This window comes from Streptomyces sp. NPDC041122 (assembly GCF_055592445.1).
In genome coordinates this window covers 1172664-1192491 of the sequence record NZ_JBVIYQ010000001.1, presented here as the reverse complement: position 1 = coordinate 1192491, position 19828 = coordinate 1172664, and the positions used below count along the sequence as shown (strand labels likewise).

Annotated in this window: 22 protein-coding genes; 16 read left to right on the top strand and 6 right to left on the bottom strand. The window is 73.6% G+C overall.

The features are described from left to right. Nucleotides 1-13: 13 nt before the first annotated feature. The 6 genes from ACZ6B8_RS05170 to ACZ6B8_RS05145 all read left to right on the top strand — a co-directional run bounded on the left by ACZ6B8_RS05170 (nt 14) and on the right by ACZ6B8_RS05145 (nt 5851). On the top strand, nt 14-382 hold the full coding sequence (locus ACZ6B8_RS05170) for a holo-ACP synthase (protein ID WP_471084583.1): 369 nt from the start codon (nt 14-16) through the stop codon (nt 380-382). A 518-nt stretch (nt 383-900) separates the two neighbouring features. Further along, on the top strand, nt 901-2337 hold the full coding sequence (locus ACZ6B8_RS05165) for an NAD(P)H-hydrate dehydratase (protein WP_471606324.1): 1437 nt from the start codon (nt 901-903) through the stop codon (nt 2335-2337). 174 nt (nt 2338-2511) lie between these two features. Continuing rightward, on the top strand, nt 2512-3663 hold the full coding sequence (gene alr / locus ACZ6B8_RS05160) for an alanine racemase (RefSeq protein ID WP_471084589.1): 1152 nt from the start codon (nt 2512-2514) through the stop codon (nt 3661-3663). Nucleotides 3664-3708: 45 nt separating this feature from the next. Continuing rightward, nucleotides 3709-4929, top strand: a complete 1221-nt coding sequence (locus ACZ6B8_RS05155; RefSeq protein ID WP_471606323.1) for an alpha/beta fold hydrolase — start codon at nt 3709-3711, stop codon at nt 4927-4929. A 39-nt stretch (nt 4930-4968) separates the two neighbouring features. Next, nucleotides 4969-5481 (top strand): tRNA (adenosine(37)-N6)-threonylcarbamoyltransferase complex ATPase subunit type 1 TsaE, encoded by a 513-nt coding sequence (gene tsaE, locus ACZ6B8_RS05150; protein ID WP_471084595.1) that lies wholly within the window; start codon nt 4969-4971, stop codon nt 5479-5481. Nucleotides 5482-5659: 178 nt separating this feature from the next. Next, nucleotides 5660-5851: a hypothetical protein gene (locus ACZ6B8_RS05145; protein ID WP_471084598.1), complete on the top strand. Its 192-nt coding sequence runs from the start codon at nt 5660-5662 to the stop codon at nt 5849-5851. 42 nt (nt 5852-5893) lie between these two features. Here the strand turns inward: ACZ6B8_RS05145 and ACZ6B8_RS05140 are convergent, their stop codons facing one another. Next, nucleotides 5894-6448, bottom strand: a complete 555-nt coding sequence (locus tag ACZ6B8_RS05140) for a hypothetical protein (protein ID WP_471606322.1) — start codon at nt 6446-6448, stop codon at nt 5894-5896. A gap of 121 nt (nt 6449-6569) precedes the next feature. Between ACZ6B8_RS05140 and tsaB the strand changes: the two genes are divergently transcribed. The 4 genes from tsaB to ACZ6B8_RS05120 are packed head-to-tail and all read left to right on the top strand — an operon-like array spanning nt 6570 to nt 9115. Beyond that, nucleotides 6570-7226: a tRNA (adenosine(37)-N6)-threonylcarbamoyltransferase complex dimerization subunit type 1 TsaB gene (gene tsaB, locus ACZ6B8_RS05135; RefSeq protein ID WP_471084604.1), complete on the top strand. Its 657-nt coding sequence runs from the start codon at nt 6570-6572 to the stop codon at nt 7224-7226. A gap of 41 nt (nt 7227-7267) precedes the next feature. Continuing rightward, a complete protein-coding gene (rimI, locus tag ACZ6B8_RS05130; protein ID WP_355804231.1) occupies nt 7268-7750 on the top strand; it encodes a ribosomal protein S18-alanine N-acetyltransferase in 483 nt (160 codons plus the stop codon). After that, nucleotides 7743-8861 (top strand): tRNA (adenosine(37)-N6)-threonylcarbamoyltransferase complex transferase subunit TsaD, encoded by a 1119-nt coding sequence (gene tsaD, locus ACZ6B8_RS05125; RefSeq protein ID WP_471606321.1) that lies wholly within the window; start codon nt 7743-7745, stop codon nt 8859-8861. The genes rimI and tsaD overlap by 8 nt, the downstream gene beginning before the upstream one ends. Beyond that, a complete protein-coding gene (locus ACZ6B8_RS05120) occupies nt 8858-9115 on the top strand; it encodes a hypothetical protein (protein ID WP_471084610.1) in 258 nt (85 codons plus the stop codon). The genes tsaD and ACZ6B8_RS05120 overlap by 4 nt, the downstream gene beginning before the upstream one ends. Here ACZ6B8_RS05120 and ACZ6B8_RS05115 read toward each other — a convergent pair. Beyond that, complete coding sequence (locus tag ACZ6B8_RS05115; protein WP_471084613.1) at nt 9112-9711, bottom strand: class I SAM-dependent methyltransferase; 600 nt, start codon at nt 9709-9711, stop codon at nt 9112-9114. The genes ACZ6B8_RS05120 and ACZ6B8_RS05115 overlap by 4 nt on opposite strands. Before the next feature lie 153 nt (nt 9712-9864). Between ACZ6B8_RS05115 and ACZ6B8_RS05110 the strand changes: the two genes are divergently transcribed. Then, nucleotides 9865-10221, top strand: coding sequence for a YciI family protein (locus tag ACZ6B8_RS05110; RefSeq protein WP_471606320.1), 357 nt, complete (start codon nt 9865-9867; stop codon nt 10219-10221). 173 nt (nt 10222-10394) lie between these two features. Continuing rightward, complete coding sequence (locus tag ACZ6B8_RS05105) at nt 10395-11612, top strand: RNA polymerase sigma factor (protein WP_471084619.1); 1218 nt, start codon at nt 10395-10397, stop codon at nt 11610-11612. A gap of 9 nt (nt 11613-11621) precedes the next feature. Here ACZ6B8_RS05105 and ACZ6B8_RS05100 read toward each other — a convergent pair whose 3' ends face one another. Beyond that, nucleotides 11622-12872, bottom strand: a complete 1251-nt coding sequence (locus ACZ6B8_RS05100) for a class I SAM-dependent methyltransferase (protein ID WP_471606473.1) — start codon at nt 12870-12872, stop codon at nt 11622-11624. A gap of 133 nt (nt 12873-13005) precedes the next feature. On the opposite strand from ACZ6B8_RS05100, the gene ACZ6B8_RS05095 reads away from it, so the two are divergent. From ACZ6B8_RS05095 to groL, 3 genes are all read left to right on the top strand, one after another. Further along, complete coding sequence (locus ACZ6B8_RS05095; protein WP_471084622.1) at nt 13006-13878, top strand: polysaccharide deacetylase family protein; 873 nt, start codon at nt 13006-13008, stop codon at nt 13876-13878. Between the two features lie 625 nt (nt 13879-14503). After that, complete coding sequence (gene groES, locus ACZ6B8_RS05090; protein WP_006347174.1) at nt 14504-14812, top strand: co-chaperone GroES; 309 nt, start codon at nt 14504-14506, stop codon at nt 14810-14812. A 141-nt stretch (nt 14813-14953) separates the two neighbouring features. Further along, nucleotides 14954-16582: a chaperonin GroEL gene (groL, locus tag ACZ6B8_RS05085; RefSeq protein ID WP_471084625.1), complete on the top strand. Its 1629-nt coding sequence runs from the start codon at nt 14954-14956 to the stop codon at nt 16580-16582. A 260-nt stretch (nt 16583-16842) separates the two neighbouring features. Here groL and ACZ6B8_RS05080 read toward each other — a convergent pair whose 3' ends face one another. Beyond that, the gene (locus tag ACZ6B8_RS05080) at nt 16843-17616 is read right to left on the bottom strand and encodes an SDR family NAD(P)-dependent oxidoreductase (RefSeq protein WP_471084628.1); all 774 of its coding nucleotides are present in this window, start codon (nt 17614-17616) and stop codon (nt 16843-16845) included. A gap of 67 nt (nt 17617-17683) precedes the next feature. Continuing rightward, entirely contained in the window at nt 17684-18367 is a 684-nt protein-coding gene (locus ACZ6B8_RS05075) for an MOSC domain-containing protein (protein ID WP_471606319.1), read from the bottom strand. Nucleotides 18368-18448: 81 nt separating this feature from the next. On the opposite strand from ACZ6B8_RS05075, the gene ACZ6B8_RS05070 reads away from it, so the two are divergent. Then, a complete protein-coding gene (locus ACZ6B8_RS05070) occupies nt 18449-19345 on the top strand; it encodes a LysR family transcriptional regulator (protein WP_471084634.1) in 897 nt (298 codons plus the stop codon). Nucleotides 19346-19385: 40 nt separating this feature from the next. On the opposite strand, the gene ACZ6B8_RS05065 is transcribed toward ACZ6B8_RS05070, so the two are convergent. Beyond that, nucleotides 19386-19778 (bottom strand): WhiB family transcriptional regulator, encoded by a 393-nt coding sequence (locus ACZ6B8_RS05065; protein ID WP_471084637.1) that lies wholly within the window; start codon nt 19776-19778, stop codon nt 19386-19388. Nucleotides 19779-19828: the final 50 nt, after the last annotated feature.

The window sequence follows — 19828 nt, the reverse complement described above, 5'->3', positions numbered from 1 at the left end:
TCACGCTGAGCCGGTGATTATCGGGGTTGGCATCGATGTTGCCGAGATCGAGCGGTTCGGGGCGGCGCTGGAGCGGACGCCCGGGATGGCGGAGCGGCTGTTCCTGGAGAGCGAGTTGCTGCTGCCGGGCGGGGAGCGGCGCGGGGTCGCCTCGCTGGCCGCGCGGTTCGCGGCGAAGGAGGCGTTGGCGAAGGCGTTGGGGGCGCCGTCGGGGCTTCGGTGGACGGATGCGGAGGTGTACGTGGAGGAGAGTGGGCAGCCGCGGGTGCGGGTGCGGGGGACGGTGGCGGAGCGGGCGTCCGTGCTGGGGGTGCGGTCGTGGCATGTGTCGCTGAGCCACGATGCGGGGGTTGCTTCTGCGGTGGTGGTGGCGGAGGGCTGAGGGGTCTGGCGGGGGCGCCTTGGGCGGGGCTCTGCGTGTGCCGCTCGTCTGGGTGCGGGTGTGCTTTGGGCTGGGGTTTGCGCCTGGGGTTCGTCCGTGGGTGCGGGGCCGTGGGGGTATGTGCGTACTCGCTATCCCTGCGGCGCTGCCTCGCGGACAATGTTGCTAGAGCGTGCTCGGTGCTCCGTTCGCACATACCCCCACGTCCCCTCGCGAGCGTGGGCGGGTGCGGGCTGGCGCGGGCCCCGGCCACCAATACGCCTGACCACCCGTCGCGGAGTGCGTCCGCCCGCCGCCCCCATGTCCACCGCCCGTCGCGGATGACGGTCACCCACCCGCCCCTACCCCCGCCCTGCGGCGCGGGGTGAACGGGTGGGTGGGTGAGATACATCCGCCGCGGAGCGGCGGGGCTGTTTGGGCCCGCGGGTGGAGGTGGGAGAGCAACCCCCACCTCCGCCGCGCCTGGCGGACGCGGGGGATTCCGAGCCCCGGGGGGCGGTGGCGGGCAGACTGGGGGCATGCGACATGCGTACAGCGTGGAGAACGTGCGGGCCGCCGAGCAACGGCTCATGGCCCGGGGCCCAGAAGGCATGTTGATGCAGCGCGCGGCCGCCGGCCTCGCCGTCGAGTGCGCGCAGCTGCTCGGCAAGGTGTACGGATCCCGCGTCACCCTGCTGGTCGGCAGCGGGGACAACGGCGGCGACGCCGTGTACGCGGGCGCGCGGCTGGCCCGCAGAGGTGCCGGCGTCAGCGCCGTGCTGCTCGACCCCGACCGCGCGCACCCCGGCGGGCTCGCCGCGCTCCGGGCCGCCGGCGGCACGATCGTGCGGGCCGGCGAGGAGCGGGCGCGGGACGTGGTCGCCGGGGCCCGGCTCGTGATCGACGGGATCGTGGGGATCGGGGGGCGCGGCGGGCTGCGGGAGCCCGCCGCGCGACTCGTCGCCGCCGTGCGCGACGACGCGCTCGTCGTCGCCGTCGACCTGCCCAGCGGCGTCGACGCCGACACGGGCGAGGTGCGGGGCGAGGCCGTCCGCGCCGATGTGACGGTGACGTTCGGCGCGTACAAGCCGGGGCTGCTGATCGATCCCGCCCGGGGGTACGCCGGAGTCGTACGGCTCGTCGACATCGGGCTCGAACTCGCGGCCGACGAGCGCGAGGTGGAGGCGCCGCAGTACGCGGACGTGGCGCGGCTGCTGCCCGTGCCGCGCGGCGAGAGCGACAAGTACCGGCGGGGTGTCGTCGGCGTCGTCGCCGGGTCCGCGCGCTACCCGGGTGCCGCCGTGCTCTGCGTGGCGGGCGCGCTGCGCGGCGGCGCGGGCGCCGTGCGGTACGTGGGGCCCGCCGCCGACGCCGTCCTCGCCCGCTATCCCGAGACGCTGGTGTCCACCGGGCCGCCGTCGAAGGCCGGGCGCGTCCAGGCCTGGGTCGCGGGACCCGGGCTCGGCGACGACGAGGAGCGGCTGCGGGACGTGATCGCCGCCGACGTGCCCGTGCTGATCGACGCGGACGGGCTGCGGCTCGCGGGGGAGCGGGAGGTACGCGCGCGGCGCGCGCCCACGCTGCTCACCCCGCACGCCGGTGAGGCCGCCGCGCTGCTCGGTGTGGCCCGGTCGGAGGTCGAGGCGGGGCGGCTCGCGGCCGTGCGGGAGCTCGCGCGGCGGTACGGGGCGACGGTGCTCCTGAAGGGCTCCACCACGCTGGTCGCGTCGGCCGGGGGAGCCGTGCGCGTCAATCCGACCGGGACGCCCTGGCTCGCCACGGCGGGCAGCGGCGACGTCCTGTCGGGGCTCGCCGGCTCCCTGCTGGCGGCGGGCCTGGGCGCCCGGGACGCCGGGTCCGCCGCCGCGTACCTGCACGGCCTCGCCGGCCGCCACGCGGCGGACGGCGCCCCCACGGCGGCCCAGGACGTGGCCGACGCGATCCCCGCCGCGTGGCGGGACGTCCGCCGGCCGTAGGCCCTCCCGCCCGGCTCAGGCCGGACGGGCCAAGTCCACGGGCGCGGAGGCCTTCACGGGGCCGTGTCCCGACGTCGACGTGTCGCCCTCGCGTCGGCCCGTCACCCGCCCGTCCCCGCCCCCACGCCCCGTGCGCGCAGGGCCCGGTGGTGGGCTCTGAGACACTTGTCCGCGATGAACGAGACAGCACCTTTCCGTGTCCGCGCCGAGATCGACCTCGCCGCCCTCCGCGCCAACGTGCGCTCGCTGCGCGCCCACGCGCCGGACGCCGCGTTCATGGCCGTGGTGAAGGCGGACGCGTACGGACACGGAATGGTGCCCTGCGCCAAGGCGGCCCGGCAGGCGGGTGCCACCTGGATCGGCACCGCCACCCCGGAGGAGGCCCTCGCCGTGCGCGCGGCCGGCGTGCCCGGGCGGATCATGTGCTGGCTGTGGACCCCGGGCGGGCCCTGGCGCGAGGGCGTCGAGGCCGACCTCGACATGTCGGTGAGCGCGCTCTGGGCGCTGCGCGAGGTGTGCGAGGCCGCCCGTGCGGCGGGGCGGACCGCCCGTATCCAGCTCAAGGCCGACACCGGCCTCGGGCGCAACGGCTGCATGCCGGCCGACTGGCCCGAGCTCGTCGGGCAGGCGCTGCGCGCCGAGGCGGACGGGCTGGTCACGGTCACCGGGCTCTGGTCGCACTTCGCCTGTGCCGACGAGCCGGGCCACCCCTCGATCGCCGCCCAGCTCACGGTCTTCCGCGAGATGGTGGCGCACGCCGAGGACCGCGGCATCCGGCCCGAGGTGCGGCACATCGCCAACTCCCCGGGGACGCTCACGCTTCCCGAGACCCACTTCGACCTGGTCCGTCCCGGCATCGCGATGTACGGCGTCTCGCCGAGCCCCGAGGTGGGCACCCCCGAGGACTTCGGGCTGCGGCCCGTCATGACGCTCACCGCCTCGCTGGCCCATGTGAAGCACGCCCCGGCGGGCCACGGCGTGAGCTACGGCCACCACTACGTCACCCCCGGCGAGACGACCCTCGGGCTCGTCCCCGCCGGATACGGCGACGGCATCCCGCGGCACGCCTCCGGCACCGCCCCGGTCCTCGTCGCCGGCAAGTGGCGGACGGTCGCGGGACGGGTCGCGATGGACCAGTTCGTGGTGGACCTCGGCGGGGACGAGCCCGAAGTGGGCGCGGAAGCGGTGCTGTTCGGCCCCGGCGACCGCGGCGAGCCGACCGCCGAGGACTGGGCGCAGGCGGCGGGGACCATCGCGTACGAGATCGTCACCCGCATCGGATCGCGCGTCCCGCGCGTCTACGTGAACGAGCGGCCCGACGACTGAGCCGAGCGGCCCGACGACTGACCAGGAACGGACGAGGAGCGGCACGTGAGCGAGAGCAGCACGGGGGCGGCCGCGGCGGAAGCGGTGACGGACGTCGCCGCCGCGGCGGGGAGCTGGCGCCGGGCCGGGGTGGCGGGCGCCGCGATAGGCGTGATCGCCGCGGGCGCGGCGGCCGGCGTCGCCATAGAGCGGCTCACGGTGGGCCGCGGCATGCGCAAGAAGGCCCGGCTCGCGCTGGACGCCTCGGGGCCGTACGGCTCGCTGCGCGGCATGCCCGGCACGGCGTACGCGGACGACGGCACGGAGCTCTCCTACGAGGTCGAGGAGGTCGAGGCCGACAGCGACCAGGCCGCGCGGCGGCGCCGTCTCTTCGGCCGCCGGGCGCCCGCGCCGGTCACCGTCGTCTTCAGCCACGGCTACTGCCTGAGCCAGGACTCCTGGCACTTCCAGCGGGCGGCCCTGCGCGGTGTCGTGCGCGCGGTCTACTGGGACCAGCGCAGCCACGCCCGCTCGGGGCGCGGCGTCGAACAGCTGGAGAGCGGGGCGCCGGTCTCCATCGACCAGCTCGGCCGCGACCTGAAGGCCGTCATCGACGCGGCCGCGCCCGAGGGGCCGCTGGTCCTCGTCGGGCACTCGATGGGCGGCATGACGACCATGGCGCTGGCCGACCAGTTCCCGGAGCTGATCCGCGAGCGGGTGGTGGGTGTGGCGCTCGTGGGGACCTCGTCGGGGCAGCTCGGTGAGGTGAACTTCGGGCTCCCGGTGGCGGGCATGAACGCGGTGCGGCGGGTGCTGCCCGGCGTGCTGCGGGCGCTCGGCTCGCAGGCGGAGCTGGTGGAGAAGGGGCGGCGGGCCACCGCTGACCTCTTCGCCGGTGTCATCAAGCGGTACTCGTTCTCGCGCAAGGACGTGGACCCGGCCATCGCCCGGTTCGCGGAGCGGATGATCGAGTCGACGCCGATCGACGTGGTCGCGGAGTTCTACCCGGCGTTCGCCGAGCACGACAAGGCGGAGGCGCTCAAGCACTTCGCCGACCTGCCGGTGCTCGTACTGGCCGGGGACAAGGACCTGGTCACGCCGAGCGAGCACAGCGAGGCGATCGCCCAGCGGCTGCCCGACGCGGAGCTGGTCCTGGTCCCGGACGCCGGGCACATGGTCATGCTGGAGCACCCGGAGGTGGTCATGGACCGTCTCGCGGACCTGCTGGTGCGGGCGGGCGCGGTCCCGGCGGCCGGCCGCGCGGGCGGCGCCGGCGGCCGACGGTAAGGGACCGGGCGGCGGCGCGCAGCCGCTACCGTGGTCGTCATGGAAGCACCGCACCACCAGGCACCCGCCGCCGCACTGAAGATCACGGTCAACTCACCCGCACAGATGGGCGAGTTGGGCCGTCGGCTGGCCAAGATCCTGCGCCCCGGCGACCTCGTCATGCTCACCGGCGAGCTCGGCGCCGGCAAGACGACGCTCACCCGCGGCCTGGGCGAGGGCCTCGGCGTGCGCGGCGCCGTCACCTCCCCGACCTTCGTCATCGCCCGCGTGCACCCGCCGCTCGGCGCCGGACCCGCGCTGGTGCACGTCGACGCCTACCGCCTGGGCGGCGGGCTCGACGAGATGGAGGACCTCGACCTCGACGTCTCCCTGCCGGAGTCGGTGATCGTCGTGGAGTGGGGCGACGGCAAGGTCGAGGAGCTCTCCGAGGACCGGCTGCACGTCGTCATCGACCGGGCGACCGGCGACACCACGGACGAGGTGCGCGAGGTGACCGTCACCGGGCTCGGGCATCGGTGGGCGGACGCGGACCTGGCGTCGCTGGCGGCCTGAGGCGGGCGTACGGGCGCATGCGGGCGGTGCGGCGGCCCGCCCTCGTACGTTCGCCCGAACGTTCCGACAACTCGTCGGCAAAATGTTGCGTCGCGCGCGTCGCGCGTGGTCACATGGATGCCAGCACTGGTTAGGTCTACCTAACCACGTCTGCCCCCGGAGCGCCCAGGAGGCATCCATGCCGGCTTCAGAACGTGACGTACAGCCGCGGTCGCCCCGGCTGCCGGGGCCCTCGGGCGCACCGGAGCCGTCGCAGCTGTCGATGAGCGATCTGCTGGCGTCCTGCGCGGCGGCCACGGCGGTCTCGACGCCGCCCTGCGCCCCGTCCGCCGGGGACAGCACGGCCGGGGAGCGGCGGTCGTCCCGCTGAGACCCGGAGCGGCGGAGCGGGCCCCGGCGGGGGCCTGCGCGCTCAGGGGATGACGACGACCTTCCGGTCGCGCGTCGCGAACTCCCACATCGCGTCGCCGTTCTCCCGCGACTCGCGGATGCCGCCGGTCTTCTTCGCCGGGTCCGGCTTCGGTGTCGAGCCGTTGACCTGCGCGCTGAAGCCGATCGAGGTCCCGTCGACCATCGTGAACCGCACGACGTGCTCGATCGCGGCGCCGTCCGTGCCGGTGACGGAGCCGGTGCGCGAGGTGACGGTGTAGGTCCCCGGCGCCGGGTCGACCGTGCCCGGCGTGACCTCGTACGTCGTCAGCAGCTTCCCGTTCGCCTCGACCAGCCAGACGCGGTCCTCACCGACCGAGTACACGACCCGCTGCCCCTCCCCGGAGCGCGCGGGCACCTTCTTCGGGTCGGCCTTCTCCTTGGGGGAGCGCGGCGCGGCGGCCGACGGGGAGGGCTTGCCGGGGTGCTTGCCCAGGTCGTCCGGCGCGCTGGCCGACGCCTGGTAGGCGAGGAAGCCGACCGCGGCGAGCGCAGCCGCGGTGAGCCCGGCCACGAATCCCGAGCTGCTCCTTGACACCTTCGCCACCCACCTTTTCGTACTGCGTACGGCTACGGAGTGACGTTAGCAGCAGCCGCACCCCGTGCCGCGGCAGCCGCGACCGGCCGTGCGGCGCGCGCCGGAGCCGTAGGCTGTTCGCGTGCTCTTGCTCGCTCTGGATACCGCAACGCCCGCCGTCACCGTCGCCCTCCACGACGGCTCCTCCGTCATCGCGGAGTCGAGTCAGGTCGACGCCCGGCGGCACGGAGAACTGCTGCTGCCTGCCGTCGACCGGGTGCTCGCCGACGCGGGCCTCCGGCTCGACGCCGTGACCGGCATCGTCGCCGGGGTGGGCCCCGGCCCCTACACCGGACTGCGCGTCGGCCTGATGACCGCGGACACCTTCGGCCTCGCCCTCGGCGTCCCGGTGCACGGCGTGTGCACGCTGGACGGCCTCGCGTACGCCTCGGGCATCGAGGAGGGCCCCTTCGTGGTGGCCACCGACGCCCGCCGCAAGGAGGTGTACTGGGCGCGCTACGACGACGTGCGCACCCGTACGGGTGAAGCCGCGGTCGACCGGCCCGCCGACATCGCCGCCGAGGTCGCGGGTCTGCCCGCGGTCGGCGCGGGCGCGCTGCTCTACCCCGACACCTTCCCCGACGCCCGCGCGCCCGAGCACGTCTCGGCCGGCGCGCTCGCGTCCCTGGCCGCCGAGCGGCTGGCGGCGGGCGAGGCGCTCCTGGAGCCCCGGCCGCTCTATCTGCGCAGGCCTGACGCGCAGGTGCCGAAGAACTACAAGGTGGTCACCCCCAAGTGACCCGGCTGACCGAGGCGACCGGGGCCGCCGTGCTCCGCGAGATGCGCTGGTGGGACATCGAGGCGGTGTTCGCCCTGGAGAAGGAGCTCTTCCCGGACGACGCCTGGTCGCGCGGGATGTTCTGGTCGGAGCTGGCCCACGCGCGCGGACCGCTCGCCACCCGGCGCTATGTGGTGGCCGTGGACGGCGACCGGCTCGTCGGGTACGCGGGGCTCGCCGCGTCCGGGGACCTGGCCGACGTCCAGACCATCGCCGTCGCCCGCGACCACTGGGGCACCGGGCTCGGCGCCCGGCTCCTCACCGACCTGCTGCAGGCCGCGACCGCCTTCGAGTGCGCCGAGGTCATGCTGGAAGTGCGGGTCGACAACACCCGGGCGCAGAAGCTGTACGAGCGCTTCGGCTTCGAGCCCATCGGCTTCCGGCGCGGCTACTACCAGCCCGGCAACGTGGACGCCCTGGTCATGCGCCGCACCGATCCCTCCACCTCCGTATCCGGCGTACAAGGAACCGAGATTCATGGCTGACCTGCGCGACGAACCCCTCGTCCTCGGCATCGAGACCTCCTGCGACGAGACCGGCGTCGGCATCGTCCGCGGCACCACCCTGCTCGCCGACGCCGTCGCCTCCAGCGTCGACGAACACGCGCGCTTCGGCGGTGTCGTGCCCGAGGTCGCCTCCCGCGCGCACCTCGAGGCGATGGTGCCGACCATCGAACGCGCCCTGAAGGACGCGGGCGTGAGCGCGAAGGACCTCGACGGCATCGCGGTGACCGCGGGGCCCGGCCTCGCGGGCGCCCTGCTCGTCGGTGTGTCGGCGGCCAAGGCGTACGCGTACGCGCTCGGCAAGCCGCTCTACGGCGTCAACCACCTCGCCTCGCACATCTGCGTCGACCAGTTGGAGCACGGGCCGCTGCCCGAGCCGACGATGGCGCTGCTCGTCTCCGGCGGCCACTCCTCGCTGCTGCTCTCCTCCGACATCACCTCGGACGTGCGGCCGCTCGGCTCGACCATCGACGACGCCGCGGGCGAGGCCTTCGACAAGATCGCGCGGGTGCTGAACCTCGGCTTCCCCGGCGGCCCCGTCATCGACCGCTACGCGCGCGAGGGCGACCCGGAGGCCATCGCCTTCCCGCGCGGGCTCACCGGACCGCGCGACGCGGCGTACGACTTCTCCTTCTCGGGTCTGAAGACGTCCGTCGCCCGCTGGATCGAGGCGAAGCGGGCCGCGGGCGAGGAGGTGCCGGTACGGGACGTGTCGGCGTCCTTCCAGGAGGCGGTCGTCGACGTGCTGACCCGCAAGGCCGTGCGGGCCTGCAAGGACGAGGGCGTCGACCACCTCATGATCGGCGGTGGCGTGGCCGCCAACTCGCGGCTGCGGGCGCTGGCGCAGGAGCGGTGCGAGAAGGCCGGCATCCGGCTGCGCGTGCCGCGTCCCAAGCTCTGCACGGACAACGGCGCGATGGTCGCGGCCCTCGGCGCCGAGATGGTGGCCCGCAACCGGGCGGCCTCGGCCTGGGACCTGTCGGCGGACTCCTCGCTGCCGGTGACGGAGCCGCACGTGCCGGGGCACGCGCACGGTCACGGCCATGACCACGACCACGTGCACGAGGTCAGCAAGGAGAACCTGTACTCATGACGGTCGCGCTGATGTGGGAGGCGCGGGCGGCACAGGGGCGCGGCGGCGAACTGCTCGCGTGGGCCCGGTCCCAGCGGCTCGACGGCACCCCCGTCCGCCGCGAGACCTTCCGGGCACCGCAGGACCGGGTGCTCGTCATCACCTGGTGGGACGCGGAACTCACCGACGAGCTCCCCGAACTCCCGGAGCCCGCGGCGGAGTTGGTGACGCGCGCCGTGCACCGCTGGCGCTTCGAGTCGGTCGAGCGGTCCTAGGGCCTCGCCGCCGGCTTGCGGTACGTCAGCAGGTAGCGCCAGAACAGCAGTCGGCGCACCCGGCTGCCCGGCAGCAGGCGCGCCGCCGCAGCACGGATCTGCGGCAGCGTCATGTCCGGCTCCCGCACGGGCGCCCTGAGCGGGGGCGGGGGCGCGCCGCGCAGGCGCTCGCCCGCGTACACCGCCGCCCGGGCCACCGCGTTGGCGGGCGAGGCCACCACGTCCCACGCCGTGATCCCGGCGTGGCAGCCGAGGACGAGCAGCGTGCCGCCGGGGGCGAGGGCGTCGCGCAGCCGGGTGACGGTGCCGAACGGCATGTGGTGCAGGCTCGCCAGACAGGTGACGGCGTCGTAGTGGCCCGCGGGCAGCTCCTCGGCGGTCACGTCCGCCCGCCGGAACCGGGGCCCGCCGCCGGCCGCCTCGGCCGCGGCGATGACCTCCGCCGACGGGTCGAGCGCGTCGACCCGATAACCGCGCCCCGCGAGCCGGCGGGCGAAACGGCCGGTACCGCAGCCGATGTCGAGGGCGGTGCGGCCCCCCGGCGGCAGGCTCCGCAGCAGGAGCCGGTGGTAGTGGTCGTTGTGGTCGAAGGGCATGCGGGCGAGCCTGGCACGGGCGGCGGGCCCGAAGGCCCCGGTCCGGAAGAAATTTCGAGGAATCCCGGCGACGATGTCGAAACGGGCGTCTCCCGTTCGACGCAGGGGTGAGAGGCGGGCAGAAGCCCCGCCACCACCCGATGGGAGACCACCATGCCGCGCTATCTGACGATGATCCGCATCGACGAGAACAACGCCCCCGAGGGCGGCCCGAGCCCCGAGCTGCAGGAGCGCATGGGCGCGCTGCTCGACGAGATCACCAGGGCCGGGGTGATGCTCGACACCGCGGGCCTGCGGCCGACCTCCGAAGGCGCCCGGGTGACCTGGGACAAGGGCGAGATGTCCGTGACCGACGGCCCGTTCACCGAGACCAAGGAGGTCATCGGTGGCTACTCGATCTGCCAGGCCAAGGACATGGCCGAGGCGGTCGAGTGGACCAAGCGGTTCCTGAGGACCCACGAGGACTACTGGACGATCACCGCGGAGGTCCGGGAGATCGAGGAGGGCTAGCCCCTCCGGGACGGCCCGCGGCGGTCGCCGGAACCGGTCGGGGGACGGCTCCCAGCCTTTGCGGCCGGTGCGCGGGGGTGTTCTGATGGGTGGCCGTGAGCCATCCGCCGGAGCACCCCCGTCGCACGTCCCCGGAGCGCCAGCCCCGCCACATCTGCGAGACCGTTTTCCGCATGGAGTCGCCCCGCATCATCGCCGGGGTGACCCGGATCGTACGAGACGTCGGCATCGCCGAGGAGCTCGCGCAGGACGCCCTGGTGGCGGCCCTCGAACGCTGGCCCGAGCAGGGCGTCCCGGAGAACCCGGGCGCCTGGCTCATGGCCACCGCCAAGCACCGGGCCGTCGACCTGGTGCGCCGCCGCGAGCGCTACGCGCAGAAGCTGGCGGAGGTCGGCCGCGACCTGGAGACCCTGCAGACCCAGGTGGACGAGCCGGCCGACCCCGACGCCATCGACGACGACCTGCTCCGCCTCGTCTTCACCGCCTGCCACCCGCTGCTCTCCGCCGCGGCCCGGGTGGCGCTGACCCTGCGCCTGCTCGGCGGGCTGACCACCGCGGAGATCGCCCGTGCCGTGCTCGCCGCCGAGCCGGCCGTGGCGCAGCGCATCGTGCGCGCCAAACGCATCCTCGCCGCCAAGGACATCCCCTTCGAGGTCCCCAGCGGCCCGGAGCGCGCCGCCCGCCTCGGCTCGGTCCTCGAAGTCATCTACCTGATCTTCAACGAGGGGTACGCCGCCTCGGCGGGCGACGACTGGCTGCGCCCGGCGTTGTGCGAGGAGGGCCTGCGCCTCGCCCGGGTGCTCACCGGCCTGATGCCCGAGGAGTCCGAGACGCACGGTCTGGCCGCGCTCCTCGAACTGCAGGCCTCGCGCGCGGCGGCGCGCACCGGCCCGTCCGGCGAGGCGGTGCTGCTGAAGGAGCAGAGCCGGGCCCGCTGGAACCGGATGCTGATCGGCCGCGGGTACGCGGCCCTCGCGCGGGCCCGGAGCACGGCCGACTCCTCCAGGTCCCTCGGCCCGTACGCGCTGCAGGCCGCCATCGCCGCCTGCCACGCGCAGGCCCCCACGTACGAGGAGACCGACTGGCAGCAGATCGCCGTCCTGTACGGCCTGCTCGCCGCCCGCAGCCCGTCCCCGGTCGTCGAGCTGAACCGCGCGGTCGCCGTCTCGATGGCCCAGGGCCCGGAGCCGGGCCTCTCGCTGGTCGACGCGCTCACCGCGGAAGGAGCCCTGCGCGACTACCACCTGCTGCCCAGCGTCCGCGGTGACCTGCTCGAACGGCTCGGCAGGGCGGCCGAGGCCTGCGCGGAGTTCGAGCGGGCGGCGGCGCTGGCGGGCAACGAACGGGAGCGGGAGCTGCTGCTCGCGCGGGCGGCGTCCTGCCGGCTGTGACCGGCCCGGTCAGCCCCGGACGTCGGGGGCCGGGTGCCCGATCAGCATGGTGGGGGCGCCCGCCACCCGGGTCAGGAAGACCGTCGCGGCGTTCTTGCCCTGCGGCTTCACCTTGCGCCGCAGCTCCTCCGGCTCGACGGCGGAGCCGCGCTTCTTCACGGTGAGGATCCCGACGCCGCGCTCGCGCAGCAGCGCCTTCAGCTTCTTCACGTTGAACGGCAGCTGGTCGGTGATCTCGTAGGCGGTGGCGTACGGGGTGTCGTGCCGGGCGTCGGAGGTGACGTACGCGATGGTCTCGTCGATCAGCCCGCCGTCGACCCGGGCCGTGACCTCGGCGACCAGGTGGGCACGGATGACGGCGCCGTCCGGCTCGTACAGATAGCGCCCGACCGGACGCACCTCGGGGTCGGGCAGCATCGTGTCGAGCGCCGACCACAGGGTGGCGCCGCCGGGCAGGAGCGTCGCGCGGTGCGAGGCCGGGGTGCCGGTGCCGAACCACAGCACGGCCTCCTTCACGTCGCCGCCGTCCGAGATCCACTCGGCGCCGGCCGCGGCGGGGATCGCCTCGTGGGGGATGCCCGGGGCGATCTTCAGGGCGGCGTGCGGGGCCTTGAGCGCCGTCTCCACCGCCCAGGACAGGGGCGGTGAGTACGCCTCCGGGTCGAAGATGCGGCCGCGCCCCGACGAGCGCCGCGCCGGGTCCACGAACACCGCGTCGTACGCGGAGGTGTCCACCTCGGTGACGTCGGCCTCGCGGACCTCGATCAGCTCGTCGAGCCCCAGCGCCTGGGCGTTGGCGCGGGCGACGGCGCAGGTCAGCGGGGAGTGGTCGACGGCGAGCACGGAGATCCCGGCCCGTGCGAGGGCGATCGCGTCGCCGCCGATGCCGCAGCACAGGTCGGCGAGCGAGCGGACGCCGAGGGCCTGGAAGCGCGCGGCGCGGTGCGTGGCGACGGAGGAGCGGGTGGACTGCTCGACGCCGTTCGGCGTGAAGAACATCCGGGCGGCGTCGGCGGCGCCGAACTTCGCCGCGGCCCGCCGCCGCAGCCGCGCCTGGGCGAGGGCGGCCGAGACCAGGGGCGCGGGGTGCGTACGGCGCAGCCGGGTGGCGGCGGCGAGCTCCTGCGCGGGTTCGACGTCCCGCACCTCCGCCAGGAGGGCCAGCCCCTCGGCGGTGCGCAGGGCGGCGAAGGCGGCGAGGGGATCGCCGAGGTCGGTCGGGTCGCCGCTCGGCGTGTTCGGGTCGTTCACCCGCCCCATTGTGGGCCAGTCGGTGGATGGTGCGCGGCCGGCGGCGGTGTCGGCCCCCGAGAACGACCATGAGCTGCGAGGATCCGGCGCCATGCAACTAGTACGACAAAAAGGAAAATACGCCAGAAGACGGAAGAATCAGATGCGGGTCGCGGTGGCCGTCCTGGCCGCCTCGGCGATCGCGTCGGGCTGCGCCGGAGGTGACTCCGACGGTGCGCACGGCGCCCACGGCCAGCAGCCGCTCAAGGCCCCGCCCGCCCGCGCCCTCGACTCCTACGCCCAGAAGCTCGGCGCGATCCAGGCCGCCCGCGTCGCGGCGACCAAGCGCTGGGGCCTGGCGAAGGTCCCGCTCCCCGCGCCCCCGCCGCCCCGCACCAAGCCGCGGCTCACCACCCGCAAGGGCTTCGAGGTGAAGGGCCAGGCGAGCCTGCCGCCGGTCTTCACCACGATCCCCACCAAGGACAAGGTCGTCTTCCTGACCATCGACGACGGCGCGGAGAAGGACCCGCAGCTGCTGAAGATGATGGGCGAGCTGCACCTGCCGTACACCGCGTTCCTCAGCGACTACCTGGTCAAGGAGGACTACGGCTACTTCAAGAAGATGCAGGACCGCGGCGTCACCCTGAACAACCACACCCTGCACCACCGCTACCTGCCCGGACTCTCGTACGAGGACCAGCGCCACGAGATCTGCGGCATGCAGGACGTCATCCAGAAGCACTACGGCAAGCGGCCCGAGCTCTTCCGGCCGCCGTACGGCAACTACAACCGGGACACCCTGCGCGCCGCCAAGTCCTGCGGCGCCAAGGCGGTGCCACTGTGGGCGTCGGAGGCCTTCAGCGACCACATGGAGTGGCGCGAGTGGGACAAGGACCTGCACCCCGGCGACATCATCCTCACGCACTTCCGGGGGCGTGAGGACTGGAAGGGCACCATGCCCGACATGGTCCGCCGGGTCATGAAGACGGTCACGGACCGGGGCTACGCGGTGGCCAGGCTGGAGGACTACCTGTGAACCCCCGGGCGCGGGCGCGCCGCCGCCGTCTCCTCGCCGGAGCCCTCCTGTGCGGCCTGCTCGCGCCCGCACTCCTCTCGGGCTGCGCGGAATCGGTGGACCCGATCGAACGCCTGGGCAGAAAGGCGGCCCAGAAGGTCCCGCCGCACAGGCCCGGCCCCACCCTCACCCCGAAGCCGGGCCCGGCCGGAGACCCCGGTACCCCTCGCTCCACGGCGCCCGCAGGTGCTCCCCGCTGTGGGCAGGCGTTCCCATGGGGGTCCCCCCAGGCCCTTGAGGCACTGGGGGAGGAACGGGTGGGCACAGCCCCCGGTGCGGGCCCACAGGAAACACGGCCCCCGGAAATCGCCGACAGGGAACCGAGGCCTCCCGAGAACCGTTGCCCCGACAGGGGAAAAGACCGGCCCGCCCCGCCCAGGGGCACCGGCAACCGCTGAAGCCGACGCAGTCGACTGGCACTCCGCTTGACCGAGTGCTAATCCCCGTCCTAGTCTCACTTCTGGCACTCCCCACTGGAGAGTGCCAACAGCGACGGGCAGGTCCGGCACCCGCGACGACGGATCCACCTGGTCGCCACACCTCAGACTCTTGACCCCGTGAGATCTCCGAAGGGGGAGACCGGATCGTGACGACCGCCAGCTCCAAGGTTGCCATCAAGCCGCTCGAGGACCGCATTGTGGTCCAGCCGCTCGATGCCGAGCAGACCACGGCCTCCGGCCTGGTCATTCCGGACACCGCGAAGGAGAAGCCCCAGGAGGGCGCCGTCCTCGCCGTGGGCCCGGGCCGCTTCGAGAACGGCGAGCGCCTGCCGCTCGACGTGAAGGTCGGCGATGTCGTGCTGTACAGCAAGTACGGCGGCACCGAGGTGAAGTACAACGGCGACGAGTACCTCGTCCTCTCGGCTCGCGACGTGCTCGCGATCGTCGAGAAGTAATTCACCCGGCATTTGCTTTTCCGAGCTGCGCCCCTGGTCACCCCGCTCTCTGCCGGGCGGCGAGGGGCGCAGTTCGTTGCTGAACATTCCGGGGGTTCCCCCCGGATCCCCCTGAGTTTTCGAGAGGGCTGAATCGCTCCCATGGCGAAGATTTTGAAGTTCGACGAGGACGCCCGTCGCGCCCTTGAGCGCGGCGTCAACAAGCTTGCCGACACCGTCAAGGTGACGATCGGCCCCCGTGGCCGCAACGTCGTCATCGACAAGAAGTTCGGCGCCCCGACCATCACCAACGACGGCGTCACCATCGCCCGTGAGGTCGAGGTCGACGACCCGTACGAGAACCTCGGCGCCCAGCTGGTGAAGGAGGTGGCGACCAAGACCAACGACATCGCGGGTGACGGCACCACCACCGCCACCGTGCTCGCCCAGGCCCTGGTCAAGGAAGGCCTGCGCAACGTCGCCGCCGGCGCCTCCCCGGCCGCCCTGAAGAAGGGCATCGACGCCGCCGTCGCGGCCGTCTCCCAGGAGCTGCTCGCCACCGCCCGCCCGATCGACGACAAGGCCGACATCGCGGCCGTCGCCGGTCTGTCGGCCCAGGACCCGCAGGTCGGCGAGCTCATCGCCGAGGCGATGGACAAGGTCGGCAAGGACGGTGTCATCACCGTCGAGGAGTCCAACACCTTCGGCCTGGAGCTCGACTTCACCGAGGGAATGGCCTTCGACAAGGGTTACCTGTCGCCGTACATGGTCTCCGACCAGGAGCGTATGGAGGCCGTCCTCGACGACCCGTACATCCTGATCCACCAGGGCAAGATCTCCTCCATCCAGGACCTCCTGCCGCTGCTCGAGAAGGTCATCCAGGCCAACGCCTCGAAGCCGCTCCTGATCATCGCCGAGGACGTCGAGGGCGAGGCCCTGTCGACCCTGGTCGTGAACAAGATCCGCGGCACCTTCAACGCCGTCGCGGTGAAGGCCCCCGGCTTCGGCGACCGCCGCAAGGCCATGCTCGGTGACATCGCCACCCTCACCGGCGGCACCGTCATCGCCGAAGAGGTCGGCCTCAAGATCGACCAGGTCGGTCTCGACGTGCTCGGCACCGCCCGCCGCGTCACCATCACCAAGGACGACACCACGATCGTCGACGGTGGCGGCAACAAGGCCGAGGTCGAGGGCCGCGTCGCCCAGATCAAGGCCGAGATCGAGGCCACGGACTCCGACTGGGACCGCGAGAAGCTCCAGGAGCGCCTCGCGAAGCTGGCCGGCGGCGTGTGCGTCATCAAGGTCGGCGCCGCCACCGAGGTGGAGCTGAAGGAGAAGAAGCACCGTCTGGAGGACGCCATCTCCGCGACCCGCGCCGCGGTCGAGGAGGGCATCGTCTCCGGTGGTGGCTCCGCCCTGGTGCACGCCGCCAAGGTGCTCGGCGACTCGCTCGGCAAGGAGGGCGACGAGGCCACCGGTGTCGCCGTCGTCCGCCGCGCCGCCGTCGAGCCGCTGCGCTGGATCGCCGAGAACGCCGGCCTCGAGGGCTACGTCATCACCTCGAAGGTCGCCGAGCTCGACAAGGGCTTCGGCTTCAACGCCGCGACCGGCGAGTACGGCGACCTGGTCAAGGCCGGCGTCATCGACCCGGTCAAGGTGACCCGCTCCGCGCTGGAGAACGCCGCGTCCATCGCGTCGCTGCTCCTCACGACCGAGACCCTGGTCGTCGAGAAGCCGGCCGAGGAAGAGGCGGAGGCCGGTCACGGCCACGGCCACGGTCACTCGCACTGACCTGAGTTGCCTGAGGCCCGGTTCCCTGCACAGGGAGCCGGGCCTCAGGCCTTTTCGGGGCTGCGTCTGCCGGGTCGCGCTCCCGTTGCCCGGCTGCGGGTCGCGGTCCGTCCTCGCGCAGTTCCCCGCGCCCCTCAAGGGGCGCTCACCGAAGTCGTCTCAGGGGCGCGGGGAACTGCGCGACCAGCCGAAGGCGACCCGCACCCGGCCGCGGGGGCGTACCCGGCAGACGCAACCCCGCCCCCCCCCAAGGCCCCCGCCTACTGGGGCCCGTACTTGCGGCCCGTACGGGACGTCACCCCACCCAGCAGCGCACGCGGAGTCAGCTTCACCACGCCCATCAGGGCCTTGTAGCGCGGGTCGGGAATGGACACGCTCCGGCCCCGCGCCAAGTCGGCCAGCGCCGCCGCGACCAGCTTGTCCGCGTCGAGCCACATCCAGTCCGGGATGTTCGACGTGCCCATGCCGGCGCGCTCGTGGAACTCGGTCCGCACGAAACCGGGGCACAGCGCCATCATCCGCACCCCGGAACCCGCCAGGTCCTTCGCCGCGCCCTGGGTGAACTGCACGACCCACGCCTTCGAGGCGCCGTACGTCCCGCGCGGCACGAACGCCGCCACCGACGCGACGTTCACCACCCCGCCCCGGCCCCGCTCCCGCATCGAATCCGCCGCCGCCGACGTCAGCCGTAGCACCGCCTCGCAGTGCACCTTGAGCATGGTCAGCTCGTCGGCCATCGGGACCTCGAGGTAGCGGCCCTTGTTGCCGAACCCCGCGTTGTTGATCAGCAGGTCCACCGGGTCCCTGCGGTTCGACAGGCGCTTCTCGACCGCCTCGATGCCCGCGTCCGTCGCGAGGTCGGCGGTCAGCACCTCCGCCTCGATGCCGTGCCGGTCGTGCAGTTCGGTCGCCTGCTCCCGCAGCCGCTTGGTGTCGCGCGCCACCAGGACGAGGTTGTGGCCGTCACCGGCGAGGCGCCGCGCGAAGGCGGCGCCGATGCCGGCGGTTGATCCCGTAATCAGAGCCGTAGTCATGGACCAAGGCTAGTGACGGCGGCCGGGCTCACCGACCAGGGCCGCCGGGCGCCGGACGGCGGCGGCCTCACCCCACGAGATCCTGCGCGGCCTGCCGCGCCACGTATGCGCGGGCGCGCTCGGCCGTCTCGGGGTGCAGGGCGTCGCCCGCCGCCAGCAGCCGCGGCAGCAGCGACGTCTCGGTCGTGACGGCGCGGAACTGGAGGGCGACGGTCACCTCGTGCTCCGGCCGGTGCACGACCGTGATCGCGTCCCCGGCCCGGATCTCACCCGCCTCGATCACTCGCAGATACGCGCCGGGGGCCCGCTCCGCGGTGAACCGCTTCACCCACCCCGTCTCGCCGAGGTGACCCTGGAACGTACGGCAGGGAATGCGCCCGCTCGTCACCTCGAGCACCAGGTCGGAGCCGATCCGCCAGCGCTCGCCGATCCGCGCGCCGTTCACGTCGACCCCGGACGTCGTGAGGTTCTCGCCGAACGTGCCGCTGGGCAGCGGCCGTCCAAGGGTCCGCTCCCAGGCGTCGAGGTCCTCCCGGGCATAGGCGTACACCGCCTGGTCGGTGCCGCCGTGGTGGCGCAGGTCCCCGATCTCGTCCCCGGCCAGGCCGCTGCCGCCGATGCCCCGCGCGCCCGGCGCGGTCACCAGGACGGGCCCGCGCACCAGCTGCTTGCCGATGGCGGTGCGGCCGGTGGGGGACGAGGTGTAGTCGACGGCCGTGCGGCGGCCCGCGTTTACCGAAAGAAGCTCCATGACGAGCAGGCTAGGCGAGCCCCCCTCAAAGCTGCCCGGCAATATTTCACACCGCGCCCAAGCATCGCTTATGCTCGAACCATGATCGAGGCCCGACATCTCCGTGTGCTGCGCGCCGTGGCCGCCACCGGCTCCTTCTCCGCCGCCGCCCGCGAGCTCGGTTGCACCCAGCCCGCCGTCAGCCAGCAGATGAAGGCCCTGGAATCCTCGACCGGTACGCCCCTCCTGATCCGCACCGGCCGCGAGATGCGGCTCACCCAGGCCGGCGAGGCCCTGGTCCGGCACGCCTCGGGCATCCTCGCCGGGCTCACCGCCGCGGAGGAGGAGGTGGCCGCCATCGCCGGCCTGCGCGCCGGCCGGGTCCGGCTCGTCTCCTTCCCCAGCGGCAGCTCCACCCTCGTCCCCTGCGCCCTCGCCGCCCTGCGCGCCGCCCACCCCGGCACCCGCGTCTCCCTCGTGGAGGCCGAGCCGCCGCGCTCGGTGGAGATGCTGCGCGAGGGCGACTGCGACGTCGCGCTGGCCTTCCGGTACGAGGGGGCGGCCGGCCCGGAGGAGTGGGGCGACCTGGTCGTACGGCCGCTGCTCGCGGACCGGCTCGTCGGACTCGTACCCGAGGGGCACCGGCTCGCCGACGCGGAGTCGGTCACCATCGGGGAGTTCGCCGACGAGTCGTGGATCGCGGGCTGCCCCCGCTGCCGCAGGCAACTGGTGGAGGTCTGCGAGAGCGCGGGCTTCGTGCCCCGGATCGATTTCGCGACCGACGACTATCCGGCGGTGGTCGGTCTGGTCGGCGCCGGCCTGGGGGTTGCGGTGCTGCCCGAGCTCGCGATCGAGTCGGTGCGCCCCATGGGCGCCCGCACCGTGACGGTGGAGCCCGCCGTGCGGCGGGAGATCGTCGCGCTCACGCTGCCGGACCTGGCGCAGGTGCCGGCCGTCGCCGCCACGCTGGACCATCTCGCGCGGGCCGCCGCCCGCTGATCGTCGCCCTGCGCGGGCGCTTGTTCGAAGAAACGTTCCTTCAGCTGTGGGACACGGCGCTGTGCGAAACGGCGTGGTGCGACACGGTGTCGTGCGCCACGGCGTCGTGCGAGACGCCCCGGCCCGCCGCGGCCGGCGAGGTCGTGACCAGGCGGTTGCGCGCCCGCCCCATGAGCTCTTCGCGCTCGTCCTCGGTCAGTCCGCCCCACACGCCGTACGGCTCGCGCACCGCGAGCGCGTGAGCGGCGCACTCCGCGCGCACCGGGCACCGCATGCAGACCTCCTTGGCGGAGTTCTCACGAGCACTGCGCGCCGCTCCCCGCTCGCCCTCCGGGTGGAAGAAGAGCGAGCTGTCGACCCCGCGGCAGGCCGCGAGGAGCTGCCAGTCCCACAGATCTGCGTTCGGTCCGGGAAGGCGGGAGAAATCTGCCATTGCTGGTCCCCTTGGTGCCGTTCTACGCGGATACGGTGCCCATGACCGTA